Source organism: Gilvimarinus sp. F26214L (genome assembly GCF_054401055.1).
In genome coordinates, this window is sequence record NZ_JBTIYG010000008.1 from 175840 (window position 1) to 192394 (window position 16555).

General features: G+C 59.8%; 14 protein-coding genes and 1 tRNA gene. 14 read left to right on the forward strand and 1 reads right to left on the reverse strand.

Going from position 1 to position 16555, the window contains the following annotated elements; genetic code table 11:
• Positions 1–249: 249 nt before the first annotated feature.
• The 7 genes from dnaJ (at position 250) to ACURWW_RS11130 (ending at position 8882) form a co-directional block, all read left to right on the forward strand.
• A complete protein-coding gene (gene dnaJ, locus ACURWW_RS11100) occupies positions 250–1365 on the forward strand; it encodes a molecular chaperone DnaJ (protein ID WP_445617196.1) in 1116 nt (371 codons plus the stop codon).
• A 59-nt stretch (positions 1366–1424) separates the two neighbouring features.
• Positions 1425–2015, forward strand: coding sequence for a DUF502 domain-containing protein (locus ACURWW_RS11105; protein ID WP_445617195.1), 591 nt, complete (start codon positions 1425–1427; stop codon positions 2013–2015).
• Entirely contained in the window at positions 2012–2818 is an 807-nt protein-coding gene (gene dapB / locus ACURWW_RS11110) for a 4-hydroxy-tetrahydrodipicolinate reductase (RefSeq protein ID WP_445617194.1), read from the forward strand. Before ACURWW_RS11105 ends, dapB begins: the two co-directional genes overlap by 4 nt.
• A gap of 489 nt (positions 2819–3307) precedes the next feature.
• Complete coding sequence (gene carA, locus ACURWW_RS11115) at positions 3308–4474, forward strand: glutamine-hydrolyzing carbamoyl-phosphate synthase small subunit (RefSeq protein WP_445617193.1); 1167 nt, start codon at positions 3308–3310, stop codon at positions 4472–4474.
• 68 nt (positions 4475–4542) lie between these two features.
• On the forward strand, positions 4543–7764 hold the full coding sequence (carB, locus tag ACURWW_RS11120) for a carbamoyl-phosphate synthase large subunit (protein ID WP_445617192.1): 3222 nt from the start codon (positions 4543–4545) through the stop codon (positions 7762–7764).
• Positions 7761–8237, forward strand: coding sequence for a transcription elongation factor GreA (greA, locus tag ACURWW_RS11125; protein WP_445617191.1), 477 nt, complete (start codon positions 7761–7763; stop codon positions 8235–8237). The genes carB and greA overlap by 4 nt, the downstream gene beginning before the upstream one ends.
• Positions 8238–8450: 213 nt before the next feature.
• Positions 8451–8882 (forward strand): excinuclease ATPase subunit, encoded by a 432-nt coding sequence (locus tag ACURWW_RS11130; RefSeq protein WP_445617190.1) that lies wholly within the window; start codon positions 8451–8453, stop codon positions 8880–8882.
• Between the two features lie 32 nt (positions 8883–8914).
• On the opposite strand, the gene yhbY is transcribed toward ACURWW_RS11130, so the two are convergent.
• Positions 8915–9220: a ribosome assembly RNA-binding protein YhbY gene (gene yhbY / locus ACURWW_RS11135; protein WP_445617189.1), complete on the reverse strand. Its 306-nt coding sequence runs from the start codon at positions 9218–9220 to the stop codon at positions 8915–8917.
• Between the two features lie 136 nt (positions 9221–9356).
• On the opposite strand from yhbY, the gene rlmE reads away from it, so the two are divergent.
• From rlmE to ACURWW_RS11170, 7 genes are all read left to right on the forward strand, one after another.
• Entirely contained in the window at positions 9357–9980 is a 624-nt protein-coding gene (gene rlmE, locus ACURWW_RS11140) for a 23S rRNA (uridine(2552)-2'-O)-methyltransferase RlmE (protein WP_445617188.1), read from the forward strand.
• A gap of 296 nt (positions 9981–10276) precedes the next feature.
• Positions 10277–12187 carry an ATP-dependent zinc metalloprotease FtsH gene (gene ftsH / locus ACURWW_RS11145; protein ID WP_445617345.1) on the forward strand — a complete coding sequence of 637 codons (1911 nt, stop codon included), beginning with the start codon at positions 10277–10279 and terminating at the stop codon, positions 12185–12187.
• Positions 12188–12299: 112 nt separating this feature from the next.
• Positions 12300–13154, forward strand: a complete 855-nt coding sequence (gene folP, locus ACURWW_RS11150; RefSeq protein WP_445617187.1) for a dihydropteroate synthase — start codon at positions 12300–12302, stop codon at positions 13152–13154.
• Between the two features lie 129 nt (positions 13155–13283).
• Positions 13284–14621, forward strand: coding sequence for a phosphoglucosamine mutase (gene glmM / locus ACURWW_RS11155; protein WP_445617344.1), 1338 nt, complete (start codon positions 13284–13286; stop codon positions 14619–14621).
• 84 nt (positions 14622–14705) lie between these two features.
• Entirely contained in the window at positions 14706–15458 is a 753-nt protein-coding gene (gene tpiA, locus ACURWW_RS11160; RefSeq protein ID WP_445617186.1) for a triose-phosphate isomerase, read from the forward strand.
• 78 nt (positions 15459–15536) lie between these two features.
• Complete coding sequence (secG, locus tag ACURWW_RS11165) at positions 15537–15971, forward strand: preprotein translocase subunit SecG (RefSeq protein ID WP_445617185.1); 435 nt, start codon at positions 15537–15539, stop codon at positions 15969–15971.
• Positions 15972–15994: 23 nt separating this feature from the next.
• Positions 15995–16079 (forward strand) — tRNA-Leu (locus ACURWW_RS11170).
• Positions 16080–16555 lie beyond the last annotated feature (476 nt).

Sequence of the window (16555 nt, forward strand, 5' to 3'; positions counted from 1 at the left end):
CTCCGCCGGGTCGGACGCTTGTGTCCGACCTGCACAAACGCCAGGTTGCGGCAGCGCGGAGCCCGGGGGCACCCCCGGTTCCGGGCCAGACTCCGACTCATTTGGAACCGGAACGCGGGACTCGTCCCGCGTTCGTTGTCTCTGCAGGGGTGGACCTGGGCGAGCTGATCCGGTAGCGTCCTGCTCCTTTCATCTCACGGTCAACAGTGGACCTTCACCTCTAAACTTTTACCTGAACAAGTAAAGCGAATGGCAAAGCGCGACTATTACGAAATACTGGGTGTGAGCAAGGGCGCTTCCGAGCAGGAGCTCAAAAAGGCCTATCGCCGCATCGCGATGAAGTATCACCCGGACCGCAACCCGGACGACCAGACCGCCGAAGAGAAATTCAAGGAGGCCAGTGAAGCCTACGAGGTCCTGTCCGACGCGAACAAGCGGGCGGCCTATGACCAGTTCGGTCACGCGGGCGTGGAAGGCGCCGGCGGCATGGGCGGCGGTGCCGGCGGGTTCGGAAGCTTCAGTGACATCTTTGGGGATGTTTTTGGCGATATCTTCGGCGGAGCCGCGCGGGGTCGCGGCGGCCCCTCGCGTGGCGCCGACCTGCGCTACACCCTGGAACTGACCCTCGAGGATGCCGTGAAGGGCACCACCGTTCAGATCCAGGTGCCTACCCTCGTAACCTGTGATCTGTGTGAGGGCAGTGGCGCCAAGGCGGGGAGCCAGCCCAGCACCTGTACCACCTGTGGCGGCATCGGGCAGGTGCGCATGCAGCAGGGCTTCTTTTCCGTGCAGCAAACCTGCCCCAACTGCCGGGGCCGGGGTCGGGTGATTACCGATCCGTGCAACAAGTGTCACGGACAGGGGCGCCTGGAAGAGACCAAAACCCTCTCGGTGAAAGTCCCTCCGGGAGTGGACTCAGGAGACCGGATCCGCCTGGGCGGCGAAGGTGAGGCAGGCGCGGAAGGAGGGCCGCCCGGGGACCTTTATGTCCAGGTGGCGGTCCGGCCCCACGAAATCTTCGAGCGGGACGGCAAGAATCTTCACTGCGAGGTTCCGATCGGCTTCGTGGAAGCTGCCTTGGGCGGGGAATTGGAAGTGCCCACCCTGGACGGCCGGGTGAAACTGAAAGTGCCGGCCGAAACCCAGACCGGCAAGCTGTTCCGTCTGCGTGGCAAGGGCGTGACTCCGGTACGCGGTGGCGCGCCCGGAGATTTGATGTGTCGCGTGGTGGTGGAAACCCCCGTGAATCTCAACAGCCGACAAAAAGAACTGCTTCGGGAATTGCAGGAAAGCATGTCCGATAACAAAAACTCGCCCCGGCAGAGCAGCTGGTTTGAAGGGATGAAGAATTTCTTCGGGGCGTAAGCTAAAGGTAGGGCCGGTTAACCAACAGCGTTGACCGGTTCTGCCAGCATTGGGGCACCATGAAGACAATTGCCAATATCTTCCTCAAAGGGCTCCTGCTGACGCTGCCCGCTTTCATTACCTTCGGCCTGATCTACTGGCTTTTTGCAGTCGCCGAAGAGCTGTTGCGCGTTCCCCTGAGCTTTGTCCTGCCTGCGGGCTGGTATCTTCCGGGCATGGGGGTGGTCTCGGCCCTCGGCATCATCTTTCTGGTGGGCCTCCTGGTACAGGCCTACCTTGTGGGTCGCGTTTTCCATCTGTTCGAGGGACTGGTGCAGCGCATCCCCCTGGTCAAGACTCTCTATGGCGGTGCCAAGGATCTGCTCTATTTTCTGGCCGGTGGCAAGAACACGGACATGCAGAAGGTGGTTTCCATAACGCTGGATGGCAACATCAGGATGATCGGGTTTGTCACCAACCAGGATGTGACACTGGGCGATCAGGATGATCTAATTACCGTCTATCTGCCGCTCAGCTACCAGATTGGCGGCTTTCTGCTGTACCTGCCCAAATCCCGCTGTGAGCCCCTGGACATCCCCGTTCAGCAAGCCATGCAGCAGGTGCTGACGGCACATGTAATGCGTAACCACGACAACAGGTCCCCCGAATGACAACTCGAATTGCCGTGACCGGCGCCGCTGGGCGCATGGGAAAAATGCTGATTGAAACCCTCGCCAGCGCTGATGGGGCGCAGTTGAGCGCGGCCATCGAACGCCCCGACAGCTCCCTGGTCGGGGCTGATGCGGGCGAGTTGGCCGGCATCGGCCGTAACGGGGTGGCCGTGGTCGGCAAGCTCGAAGACGTGTTCGACAGTTTCGATGTGCTCATCGACTTTACCGCTCCCGAAGCGACTCTGGCGAATGCGCGCCTCTGCGCGGCAGCCGGCAGGAAAATGGTCGTGGGCACCACGGGCTTCAGCGCTGAGCAAAAAGCCGATCTGCTTGGCTACCAGCAGAACATGGGCCTTTGCATGGCCGCGAATTTCAGTACCGGCGTGAACGTCTGCCTCAAACTCCTGGAAATGGCCGCAAGGACCTTTGGTGACGAGGTGGATATCGAGATCTACGAAGCCCACCACCGCCACAAGGTGGACGCGCCCTCCGGGACCGCGCTGGCCATGGGTGAGGTGGTGGCTGACTCCCTGGGCCGGGACCTCGCCAAGGTCGCCGTTTACGGCCGCGAAGGCCGGACCGGCGCCCGCGAACGGGACACAATCGGCTTCGCCACCGTGCGGGGCGGCGATGTGGTGGGTGACCATACGGTAATGTTCATGGCCGAGGGCGAGCGGGTGGAGATCACCCACAAGGCGTCCAGTCGAATGTCTTTCGCCCGCGGCGCCGTGCGGGCGGCGAAATGGCTGAACGGGCGGGGCCCGGGCCTCTACGACATGCGGGACGTTCTCGGCCTGAGTTGACCGCCTGAGTCCATTCTACCTGAACCGCGCCAGTCGAGGAATGCGGCCAGTCGAGCATCTTTGCGCTCGGCTCGGGACCCGAGCGTTCTTTATGAGCACAACGGCTATTGGACAGGACCACCTCCTTTCGTTAAAATGCGCTCCCGAACTGCGCCAGGCATCGGAGCAATCCTCCTCGGCACAGCCAACGGACAGATCCAACAAACAGGTTGATATCGACGGTCCATGCACAACACTGCAACCGTGAACACCAGACACCGAAAAGCGAGATGAAGCCGAGCGTTTCATCTCGCTTTTTTTCAACCTGTAATTGGCAACCTCCAAACCCGAACCCATTCACCCAGAGTAGCTTGCTCCCGCCGGGAACAAGCCGAGCAGCCGCGCGCCTAAATCGGCCGGACCCAGGCAAACCGGCAACGCCCCAACGCATCTGCTCGCGCTTGCGGAACGAGCGAACCCGGCAACCGAAAGAGTAACGAGGAGAGTAATTTGACAGCAGCGGCCCACCGACCAGCCATTCTTGCACTCGCAGACGGCACTATATTCCGGGGCGTAGCCATTGGGGCTGAGGGGATCTCCACCGGCGAAGTGGTATTCAACACTGCCATGACCGGATATCAGGAGATTCTTACCGATCCGTCCTACGCCAAGCAGATCGTTACATTGACATATCCCCATGTGGGCAATGTGGGCACGAACGATGAGGATGAGGAATGTGGGCACATCTGGGCGTCCGGTCTTGTGATCCGTGATCTGCCGCTGCTTGCCAGCAGCTTCCGCAACCAGGAGACGCTGGAAGACTACCTCAGGAAAAACAACGTCGTGGGGATTGCCGATATCGACACGCGCCGGCTCACGCGCATTATTCGTGACCAGGGCGCGCAAAACGGATGCCTCATGGCCGGCGACATCGACGAGGAAAAGGCCGTTGCCGCTGCCCGGGAATTCCCCGGCCTCAAGGGAATGGACCTGGCCAAACTGGTTTCTACAGACAAGGTGTACCCGTGGGAAGAGGGAAGCTGGGAGCTGGGCGGACATTTCCGCAAGCCGCCGAAGGGCGAGCGTTACAAAGTGGTTGCCTATGACTACGGCGTGAAGCGCAATATTCTCCGGCTCCTGGTGGACCAGGGTTGCGAGCTGGTGGTGGTCCCGGCCCAGACTCCCGCAGAGGAGGTTCTGGCCATGAACCCCGACGGCGTTTTCCTTTCCAATGGCCCCGGCGATCCCGAGCCCTGCGATTATGCCGTTGAAGCCATTCGCAAGATTGTCGAGGCCGGCGTCCCCACCTTCGGCATTTGCCTCGGGCACCAATTGCTGGGCCTGGCCAGCGGCGCCCGCACTCAAAAGATGAAGTTCGGCCATCATGGCGCAAATCATCCAGTGCAGGACCTCGAGCGAAAAAATGTAATGATCACCAGCCAAAACCATGGCTTTACAGTGGACGACAGTACACTGGGTGACAACGTGGTAGTGACCCATCGCTCCCTTTTCGACGGGTCCCTTCAGGGGATTCACCGCACCGACAAACCCGCATTCAGCTTTCAGGGGCACCCGGAAGCGAGCCCGGGTCCGCACGACGTATCGCCACTGTTCGAGCATTTCGTTGAATTGATGAAGGAAAGACGCGAGACGGGAGACGGCAGACGAGAGAAATAGCGTCGTTGTTGCCGAGCCCTTTGTGTTGACCATCTAACTCTGCCGTCTCTCGTCTATCGGAGCACTCAATGCCAAAACGAACCGACTTAGAATCCATCCTGATCATTGGGGCCGGTCCCATCGTCATCGGTCAGGCCTGCGAGTTTGATTATTCAGGCGCACAAGCCTGCAAGGCGCTGCGCGAGGAGGGCTACCGGGTGATCCTGGTGAACTCCAATCCCGCAACCATCATGACCGATCCGGCCATGGCGGATGCCACCTACATCGAGCCCATCAACTGGCAAACCGTCAGAAAGATCATCGAGAAAGAACGTCCCGACGCCGTGCTGCCCACCATGGGCGGACAAACCGCTCTGAACTGCGCCCTTGATCTGCACCGTCACGGTGTGCTGGAGGAATTCGGAGTGGAACTGATTGGCGCCGATGAAGATGCCATCGACAAAGCCGAAGACCGCAGCCGCTTCGACGAGGCCATGAAAAAGATCGGGCTTGAATGCCCGCGCGCCAAAATCGTTCACAGTCTGAACGAGGCCATGGAGGTACCGAAGGAGTTCGGGTTTCCCTGCATTATCCGCCCGTCCTTCACCATGGGCGGCTCCGGCGGCGGCATCGCCTATAACTGGGAAGAATTCGAAGAAATCTGCGTTCGCGGTCTGGACCTTTCCCCAACCAACGAACTGTTGATCGACGAGTCGCTGATCGGCTGGAAAGAGTTCGAGATGGAAGTTGTCCGGGACAAGAATGACAACTGCATCATCGTGTGCTCCATCGAAAACTTCGACCCGATGGGAGTCCATACTGGCGACTCCATCACCGTAGCGCCGGCCCAGACGCTCACCGACAAGGAATATCAGATCATGCGCAACGCATCCATTGCGGTGCTGCGCGAGATCGGTGTGGAAACTGGCGGTTCCAACGTTCAGTTCGCCGTGAACCCGGAGAACGGCCGCCTGGTGGTAATCGAGATGAACCCCCGGGTGTCCCGCTCTTCGGCACTGGCTTCCAAGGCGACCGGCTTTCCCATTGCCAAAGTGGCCGCCAAGCTGGCTGTGGGCTATACCCTCGACGAGCTCAAGAACGAGATCACCGGCGGAGCGACCCCCGCATCTTTCGAGCCCACAATCGACTACGTTGTCACCAAAGTCCCGCGCTTTACTTTCGAAAAGTTCGGTGAAGCCGATGCCCGCCTGACCACTCAGATGAAATCCGTTGGCGAGGTGATGGCAATCGGCCGGACCTTCCAGGAGTCTCTGCAGAAAGCATTGCGTGGACTCGAAGTGAATTCCTCCGGGTTTGAACCCTACGTCGATCTGAACAGCCCCACGGCCATGGAGCAGATTCGTCGGGACCTGACCACTCCCGGCGCAAATCGTATCTGGTTTGTGGCCGATGCGTTTCGAGCGGGCATGAGCGTCGATGAGGTTTATGAAACCTCCGGTATCGATCCGTGGTTCCTGGCTCAGATTGAAGACATCGTCAAGACCGAACAAGGTCTTGCGGGCCGCGATTTGAAATCAATTGGTGCGGACGAGATGTTCCGACTGAAGCGCAAGGGCTTCGCCGATTACCGCTTGAGCGTGGTTCTGGGAGAGACGGAAAAAACCGTGCGCAACCACCGCCACTCGCTGGGGGTGCACCCGGTCTACAAGCGCGTCGACACCTGTGCGGCCGAGTTCTCGACTTCCACTGCGTACATGTATTCCAGTTATGAGGAGGAGTGCGAATCTCAGCCTACGGACCGCGACAAGATCCTGGTCCTCGGCGGCGGTCCGAACCGGATCGGTCAGGGCATCGAATTTGATTACTGTTGTGTACACGCCGCCCTCGCCATGCGTGAAGACGGTTACGAGACCATCATGGTCAACTGTAACCCGGAGACCGTGTCCACTGATTACGATATTTCGGATCGCCTCTATTTCGAGCCGGTGACTCTGGAAGATGTGCTGGAGATTGTGGGCAAAGAGAAGCCTAAGGGAGTGATCGTTCAGTTCGGCGGTCAGACGCCCCTGAAGCTCGCCCGTGCCCTGGAGCAAGAGGGTGTACCCATCATCGGTACTTCGCCTGACGCGATCGACCGGGCTGAAGACCGGGAACGCTTCCAGCACATGATCAACACCCTCCAACTCAAGCAGCCGCCGAACGCCATTGCGCGCTCCATCGACGAAGCGGTGCGCGTCGCGGCACAGGTGGGCTACCCGCTGGTAGTCCGACCTTCCTATGTTCTGGGCGGCCGCGCCATGGAGATCGTTTACGACGAGGACGAGCTGCGCACCTACATGACCAGCGCAGTCCAGGTGACCGCCGATGCGCCGGTGCTGCTCGACCACTTCCTCAACAATGCGATTGAGGTGGACATCGATGCGGTAAGTGATGGCAAGCAGGTTGTGATTGGTGCAATCATGCAGCACATCGAACAGGCCGGCGTACACTCCGGCGATTCCGCCTGTTCCCTGCCGCCCTATTCCCTGACCAAGGATGTACAGGACGAGATGCGCGATCAGGTGAAACGCATGGCCCTGGAGCTTGGCGTCAAGGGTCTCATGAACGTGCAGCTCGCCTATCAGGATGGCGAGGTCTATGTGATCGAAGTGAACCCACGGGCATCGCGGACGGTGCCGTTTGTCTCCAAGTGCATCGGCGTATCCCTGGCCAAGGTGGCGGCGCGCTGCCAGGCGGGGCGCAGTCTGGAGGAGCAGGGGTTCACCCGGGAAATCGTGCCGGATTACTACTGCGTCAAGGAGGCCGTGTTTCCGTTCAACAAGTTCCCGGCTGTGGACCCCATTCTCGGTCCCGAAATGAAATCAACCGGTGAGGTCATGGGCGTCGGAGACACCTTTGCCGAGGCTTTTGCCAAGGCTCAGGAAGGGGCGGGCGAGGCCATTCCCGGAGGAGGTACCGCTTTCCTCAGTGTGCGGGACTTCGACAAAGATGGTATCGTACCTGTTGCCAGTGAGCTAGCGGAGCTCGGCTTTTCCCTGGCGGCGACTCGCGGTACCGCGAAAGTTATCGCCGGCGCTGGCCTGGAAGTGAAACAGGTCAACAAAGTAGCCGAGGGTCGACCTCACATTGTGGACATGATCAAAAACGACGAAATCAGCGTTGTGATCAACACCACGGAAGGTCGACAGGCTATCCGCGATTCTTCTTCGATTCGCCGCAGTGCGGAGAATCACAGCGTTTATTACACAACGACGCTTGCAGGTGCGCGAGCCATCTGCAACGCGCTGAAATTTGGTCAACAGAAGGACGTGCGACGTCTACAGGACCTCCACGGGAGATTAGTGCCATGAACAAAGTGCCCCTGACGGTTGCTGGCGCTGAGCGCCTGCGACAGGAACTGGACCAGCTGAAGAAAGTGGAACGCCCGCGTATCGTGAAAGCGATTGCCGAGGCCCGCGAGCATGGCGATCTGAAAGAGAACGCCGAGTACCATGCCGCTCGCGAGCAGCAAAGCTTCTGTGAGGGCCGGATCCAGGAAATCGAAGGCAAACTCAGTCACGCCCAGGTGATCGACGTAACCGCGATCCCCAACACCAACAAGGTAATCTTTGGAGTAACGGTTGATATCATCAATGTGGAGACGGACAAAACCGTCACTTACCAGATTGTCGGTGACGACGAGGCGGACGTGAAGGCCAATAAAATATCCGTGTCCTCGCCCATCGCCCGCGCTCTGATCGGCAAGGAAGTTGGCGACGAAGTCGAGGTCAAGACCCCTGCGGGCGAAGTGACCTACGAAATCGACAAGGTGCAGCACATCTGAGTTGCCCTCTGCCTCACTGCTTCGCGAGATCCCCGGCCAGCCGGGGATTTTTGCGTTTGGGGTAGCCACAAACGGCAGTGAACCATCACAACCTCTCTCCTTTTGAACTGATTATTGATGAGCTATAGTGCGCGTTCCGGTACCGCCCTTTGCTGTCCACCGGGCGGCCGGAGCTGGGAACAACGCAGTCAAAACGACAACGGAGAGTAAACAATGAGAACGATAGCAGTGATGTTGGTGGCGCTCCTCGCCGCCGCCCCGGCGTTCGCTCGGGACTCGGCCCATATGCTGTCCATCAAGGATGCACTGGCCGCGAACGACGCAAAGGAGCGTCTGGGTGACGAAGTGACTTTCTACTTCGGAGACCAGGGTCACCCCGCGGTGGGCCAGAAGATGAGTGAACTGGTGGCCAATCGCAAGACCAACGCCTTCGGCAAAAGCGACGAGGAGGCCTGCAACTGGGTGTTCCTCTCGTCGATGCTGGCCTTGCGAGACTCCGCTCTGCAGCGTGGGGCAGATGCAGTAGTCAACATCCAGAGCTTCTATGACAAGAACGCGGTCTCTGATAATGAGCGTTTCGAGTGCCACGCGGGGAACGTCATTGCGGGCGTTGCTCTGAAAGGAACTCTGGTGAAATTCAAGTAGCCTGTCAGGTCCCTTGATCCGGCCGTACGCTGTCAGAGCGGTCGGATCAGGTTGGACAGGCGCGGATTGGGCTTCTTGGCGGGTCGATGCAGCAGCACCGTCTTGCCAATGGATTGCACCGCTTCCGCCGCGGTCTTCTCGCACACCTCCTGCAAAATCGGCCCGCGCAGCTCCCGGTCCATCACAGCGATTTTGATCTTGATGAGCTCGTGATCGGCAAGGGCGCGGTCAACCTCTGCCAATAGTGATTCCGTCAGGCCCTTGCCGCCCACCTGAACGATGGGTTTGAGTTTATGGCCAATCGCGCGGAAGCGCTTTTTCTCGTCGTTGGATAACATGAATGGTCCCGTCTGGCGGTGGTGGCGAGTTCGCGGCTTCGGTTCTCGCAGACTCCCGTGTAAAATAGCGCGCATGGTAGCGCATTCACCGATTCCACGGAATGCGATCGACGTTTCTCCCCCCCTGGTTGAGTCCATGGCGAAATCAAAAAGCAGCCACCGCTGGCTGCGCGAGCACTTCAATGATCCCTTCGTTAAGCGTACCCAGCAGGACGGCTATCGCTCGCGCGCCAGCTATAAATTATTGGAACTTCAGGAGAAGGACCGGCTCCTAAAGCCCGGAATGACGGTGCTCGACCTGGGAGCGGCCCCTGGCGGCTGGTCGCAGGTGGCGGCAGAGTTTGTGGGTGAGAAGGGCAAGGTCATTGCCTCGGATATTTTGCCCATGGATGCCATTGCCGGGGTTGAGTTCATTGAAGGGGATTTTACCGAAGAAGGAGTGCTGCAAGATATTCTGAATGCTCTGGGCGACCGACAGGCGGACCTTGTAATGTCCGATATGGCCCCCAACATGAGTGGTGTAACGGATATCGATCAGCCCAAGTCCATGTATCTCGTCGAGCTGGCACTGGACCTTGCGAAACAGACTCTGAACGAGAAGGGTACGCTGGTCACAAAAGTGTTCCAGGGAGAAGGCTTTGAGGCTTTCTACCAGGATCTTCGCCGGAATTTCCAGAAGGTGGTTTCGCGCAAGCCGACGGCTTCACGGGCGCGGTCGAGGGAGCTGTACGTGGTGGCGAAGGGCCTGAAAGCCCGTTGATCACCCGCTGACCTCCGGGTCCGCGCTGCTTGTGCTCCGGTGCCGCGGGGGATAAAGTGCATACCCAGAGGCTTGACTCCCATGGGAAAGTCACCCAATCTCAATAGATCCGTCAATCAGGATGCCGCATTCCGCCCGCCAAGCCCCGGCTTTCCTGAGTCGGGAGAGACCTTTATCGACATTTCAGGGTCCAAGTTCACAAGCTCAAACTTAAAAAGCGTCGGTGCTTCACGCCACTGCGCCTTGAAGGGCTCATATATTACAGTAGCAAAGGTGAGGATAACTCATTGAACGACATGGCAAAAAATCTCGTCCTGTGGCTGATAATCGCCGGCGTCCTGCTGATGGTTTTTCAGACATTCAGCCCCCAGCCCGAACAAGACAGCCTCACTTATTCGGATTTCATTGAGGAACTGCGCAGCGGGCGAATCCAGGAGGTCGAAATCGACCAGCTGGAGATTGCCGGGCAGCGCCAGGACGGCAGCCAGTTCACCACTATTCGCCCCCCCAACCTGCCAGACAATACCCTGCTGCAGGATCTGGAAGCCCATAACGTGCGCTATGAAGGCGTGGAGATGAAGGAGCCCAGTCTCTGGCAACAGCTGCTCGTGGCCAGCTTCCCCATTTTGCTGATCATCGCCGTTTTCATGTTCTTCATGCGGCAGATGCAGGGCGGTGCCGGCGGTCGCGGTGGCCCCATGAGCTTTGGCAAAAGCAAGGCGCGCCTGCTGGGTGAGGACCAGATCAAGACCACCTTCGCCGATGTGGCGGGTGTGGATGAAGCCAAGGAAGAGGTGCAGGAGCTGGTGGAGTACCTGCGCGACCCGTCCAAATTCCAGCGGCTGGGGGGCCGGATCCCCCGGGGCGTGTTGATGGCGGGCCAGCCCGGTACCGGTAAAACTCTGCTGGCAAAAGCCATCGCCGGCGAAGCCAAGGTGCCGTTCTTTTCCATCTCGGGCTCCGACTTCGTGGAGATGTTCGTGGGCGTCGGCGCCTCCCGTGTCCGGGACATGTTTGATCAGGCGAAGAAACAGGCGCCCTGTATCATCTTTATCGACGAAATCGACGCAGTGGGTCGCCATCGTGGCGGCGGCCACGGCGGTGGTCACGACGAGCGTGAGCAGACCCTTAACCAGTTGCTAGTGGAAATGGACGGCTTCGAGGAAAACGACGGCGTGATCGTGATCGCGGCCACCAACCGTCCGGACGTCCTCGACAAGGCGCTGCTGCGCCCTGGCCGTTTTGATCGACAGGTCTATGTGGGTCTGCCGGACATTCGCGGCCGCGAGCAGATCCTCAAGGTTCACATGCGCAAGGTCCCCATCGACGAGTCGGTAAAGCCCACCGTCATCGCGCGCGGAACCCCCGGTTTCTCCGGTGCTGAGCTGGCAAACATTGTGAACGAAGCTGCGCTCTTTGCAGCGCGCGCCAACAAGCGCCTGGTCACCATGGAGGATTTCGAGAAGGCCCGCGACAAGATCATGATGGGCGCCGAGCGCAAGACCATGGTCATGAGCGAGAAGGAGAAGGAAAACACCGCCTACCACGAAGCCGGCCATGCCATCGTGGGCCGCCTGGTGCCGGAGCACGACCCGATCCACAAGGTCACCATTATCCCTCGTGGCCGGGCGCTGGGGGTCACCCAGTTCCTGCCGGAGGAAGACAAGTACAGCATCAGCAAGCGCGCGCTGGAATCGCAACTGTGCTCGCTCTTCGGAGGGCGAATTGCCGAGGAAATGACCCTGGGTGCGGATGGTGTCACCACGGGTGCCTCGAACGACATCGAGCGGGCGACCCAGATGGCCCGCAACATGGTGATGAAGTGGGGACTGTCCGAGAAGCTCGGCCCCTTGCATTACGGCGAGGAGGAGGGAGCCTACCCGGGCATGTCCAGTTCCAACTATTCCGGGGCCACCTCCAACCTGATCGACGAAGAGATTCGCCGTATCATCGACACCTGCTATGAGCGCGCCAAGAAGATCCTGGAAGAAAATCGGGATATCTTGGAAGCAATGAAAAACGCATTGATGGAGTACGAGACCATCGACGCGGAGCAGGTCAGCGATTTGATGGCACGCCGCCCGATGCGTCCGCCACGGGAATGGCGCGATGACGACTTCAATGGCCATCTGGGCAGTGCGGAAACGCCGGAAGACAAGGGCAGCAAGAAGCCCGGGCCCATTGGCGGTCCGGCCAGCGAACACTGAGTTCGCTGGTGCACGGAAGTAACTGATTTTCGGGCCAGCATGCCCAGGCAGCTGGCCCGATTGCTTTTTGGGCGCTCTCGATGGAGCGCACCACTTGTAAGGGGCACACCAAGTGAATCTCACCCTGGGTGACCAGTCGCTCGATCTCTCCCGCCCTGTGATCATGGGCATTCTCAACGCGACCAAGGATTCGTTTTCCGACGGCGGCTCCTACTTTCGCGGCCAGACGCTGGACCTGGATCTGGCCTTGCGCAGGGTGGAAGCCATGATCGCCGAAGGCGCGGACATCATTGACGTGGGGGGTGAATCGACCCGTCCCGGTGCCCAGGCGGTTTCGCTGGCCGAGGAGCGCCAGCGGGTGGTACCGCTGGTGGCAGCCATCCACGAGCGCTTTGAAGTGGCCATATCCGTGGACACAAGCACCCCCGAGATCATTCAGGAAGCTACGGAAGCCGGAGCCGGTCTCATCAACGACATTCGGGCCCTGGGGCGCGAAGGTGCGCTGGCAGCGGCGGCAAAGAGTGGTGCGGCCGTGTGTCTGATGCACATGCAGGGCGAGCCGCAAACCATGCAGGTCAACCCCAGTTATCGCGATGTCACGGAGGAGGTCCGGGCCTTCCTGGTCGAGCGGGCCGCGGCTTGTGAGGCGGCGGGAATCGGCCGCGACCAGATCATCCTGGACCCGGGCTTTGGTTTCGGTAAAACACTCGACCACAATCTGCAACTGCTGCGCGACCTGTCGGTTTTCGACGGCCTTGGCTATCCAATACTGGTCGGCTTTTCCCGCAAATCCATGATCGGCAAATTACTGGGGCGCGAAGTGCACGAACGGGTTGTTGCCAGTGTGACGCTGGCCACGTTGGCCGCTCAGCGGGGGGCTAAACTCATTCGCGTGCATGATGTCGCAGCTACCAGGGATGCGCTTCAAATCCTCGCAGCAATCGAGGACAATGCGCGCCCTGCGTAACACTTACACAGCAGTTCGGATCTTCGACTGGCGATCCATTTTCAACCCCGATCCGCACCTCAATCCGGGCGCACCAACAACAGGAAGCGGTCACACAGGGAGCGATTTTCATTCATGGGAGCAGCAAACATGGCGCGACGATATTTTGGCACCGACGGCATTCGTGGACGAGTAGGGCAGGCCCCCATCACGCCCGATTTCGTACTGCGTCTGGGCTGGGCTGCGGGCAGGGTGCTGGCGGAGCGCTATAGTGGTCCCAAACTGATACTGATCGGCAAGGACACGCGCATATCCGGTTACATGTTCGAATCCGCCTTGCAGGCGGGACTGATCAACGGCGGGGTGGACGTGGGCCTGCTCGGCCCCATGCCGACGCCGGCCATCGCCTACCTGACCCGCACCTTCCAGGCCCAGGCGGGAATTGTGATCAGCGCCTCGCACAATCCCTATCACGACAACGGCATCAAGTTCTTCAGCGGGCAGGGCACCAAGTTGCCGGATGACATCGAGCAGAATATTGAAGCGCAACTGGACCAGCCCATGGTCACCGCGGACAACCTCGGCAAGGCTCGGCGCATCAACGATGCGCAGGGCCGCTACATCGAGTTCTGCAAAGGCACCATGCCCTGGGGTTTCAGCCTGCAGGGTCTGAAAATTGTGCTGGATTGCGCGAACGGCGCCACGTATCACGTTGCCCCCGATGTTTTCCGGGAGCTGGGTGCGACCGTGACCACCATCGGTACCCAGCCCGACGGAATGAACATCAACGACGAGTGTGGATCCACGGCTCCCGCCGCGCTTCAAGCCAAGGTGCTGGAAACCGAGGCAGACCTGGGTATCGCCTTTGATGGCGACGGAGATCGGGTGGTATTTGTGGATCACAAGGGCGAGGTCGTGGACGGCGACGAACTGCTCTACATTATTGCCAGCTATCGCCACGAATATGGTTCTGGCTGCAATGGGGTGGTTGGAACCCTGATGAGCAACCTGGGTTTCGAACTGGCCCTCCAGTCCATGAATATTCCCTTCGTGCGCGCCAAAGTGGGCGACCGTTACGTGATAGAAGCCATGCGCAACAACGACTGGCTGCTGGGCGGCGAGTCCTCGGGTCACATCATTTGCAGCGATGTCACCACCACCGGAGACGGGGTAATCTCGGCGCTGCAGGTGCTGCTGGCGCTCGTCAGCAGCGGTACCGCGCTTCACGATGCCAAGCAGGGCATGCGCAAGACCCCGCAGTTTACGGTGAACGTCCGCATTTCCCAGCCAGTGGACCTGGACAATGCTCCGGCAATTCGCTCGGCGGTGCAGGAGACCGAAGCTCACCTGAACGGCCGCGGTCGAGTGTTGCTTCGCCCCTCCGGTACCGAACCCCTTATCCGCGTCATGGTGGAAGGTGAGGATGGCCCGCTGGTTCAGCAACTCGCGAACCAGCTCGCTGGCGTGGTCCAGCAGACCGTCGCCTGACGTTCCCTGCATAAGTCGTTGTAACTTTTGGTCGACTTAGCTACCATTGGCGCCCGCTTTTCAGAGGCTCCCACGGTCAATCCCATGCGTCGCCCCCTGGTGGTTGGAAACTGGAAGATGAACGGCAGCAGGCAGAACAATGCCGAGCTGCTCAAATCCCTGCAGGACGCCTGGCAGGGTGTGCATCAGGCCGAAGTAGCGGTTTGCGCCCCTTATGTGTACCTGGCGCAGGTGGGACAGACACTGGCTGAATCCAACATTCAGGTTGGTGCCCAGGACCTCAGCGAGCGGGACAACGGTGCATTCACCGGAGACATCTCCGCGGCCATGCTGGCGGACATGCAGTGCCACTTCGTGATTGTTGGCCACTCCGAGCGCCGCCAGTACCACCGCGAGAGCAATGAGCAGGTCGCTGAGAAGTTTGCGGCGGCTCTGGAGGCCAAGCTCGTTCCCATACTCTGTGTGGGTGAGTCCCTGGAGCAGCGCGAGGCGGATCAGACCCTCCCAGTGATTCAGGGCCAGATGCAGGCCGTCATCGGGAAGGTCGGCATCGAGCGCTTCCGGCACGCGGTGGTCGCTTATGAGCCGGTCTGGGCGATCGGCACCGGGCGCACAGCGAGCCCGGAACAGGCGCAAGAGGTTCACCGCTTTATTCGCGAGCAACTGGCCGAAGCAGGATCCGCGACACGGGTCCTCTACGGCGGCAGCGTCAAGGCAGCCAACGCAGGTGAATTGTTCGCCCAACCGGATATTGACGGTGGATTGGTCGGCGGTGCGTCCCTGAACGCGGACGAATTCATAGAGATTTGCCGGGCGGCTGAGTTGCCCTTCACATAAACGCGCGCGCTTGCGGTAGAATCAGCGCCACATTAGATCAAGCAAAATTGGTGAGCTAATCACCAGAGAGTTTCAAATATGGAAACGCCAGTAATCGTTATCCACGTCCTTGCTTCAATCAGCATCATCGGGCTGATCCTGCTTCAGCAGGGTAAAGGAGCAGAGATGGGAGCTTCCTTCGGCGCCGGCGCGTCACAGACGCTTTTCGGCAGTGGCGGCAGCGGTAATTTCTTCAGTCGCCTCACCGCGTTTATTTCCGTGGTATTCTTCGCCACCAGTTTTGCGCTGGCGGTAATCGCCAAGGAAAAAACCACTATCGACGCGGATTTCGGCATCCCGAGTGTAGAGGAGCAGGACGTCCCCGCAGTCCAGGAGCCGGCCCAGCCGGAATCGGACGTGCCGGCGGTACAGAGCCAGGAGAGCCCCGCCGCGGAGATTCCGGCGGTGGACAGCGAGCAGGACGTGCCCCAGCCGGCACCGGACGACGCTCCCCAGGCCGACGAGCAGCAGTAAGAGTTTTTGCAGCACCCGAATATGCCCAAGTGGTGGAATTGGTAGACACGCTATCTTGAGGGGGTAGTGGCGTAAGCCGTGCCGGTTCAAGTCCGGCCTTGGGCACCATATCAAAGAAGGCACTCCATCCGGAGTGTCTTTTTTCGTTCCAAGTCCGGACTGCGTCCGGCGTAGACTCGCCCCGTCCTGGGGCTCGCCCTTCGGGCAGCTCCTCCGTCGCTGTCCTAATTCGCTCCAGGCGAATTAGTGGGCACCATATCAAAGAAGGCACTCCATCCGGAGTGCCTTTTTTTGTTCCAAGGCCAGACTGCGTCCGGCGTAGACTCGCCCCGTCCTGGGGCTCGCCCTTCGGGCAGCTCCTCCGTCGCTGTCCTAATTCGCCAGGTGGAGTGCCACCGAACCCGCACCGGCAGGGGAGCGGCTGCTGTGACGGTCGCAAGCCTTCCCTCTGACCGGACGCTGCGGAACTCGCCATCCATGGCTCAGACAGTCCTCGCGAAAACCCCCGGCCAGAGGGAAGGCTTCAACGCGCCCTGATTGTCACCGCAACCACTCCCCTGCCGGCGCTCGCTTCTGCTTGTTGC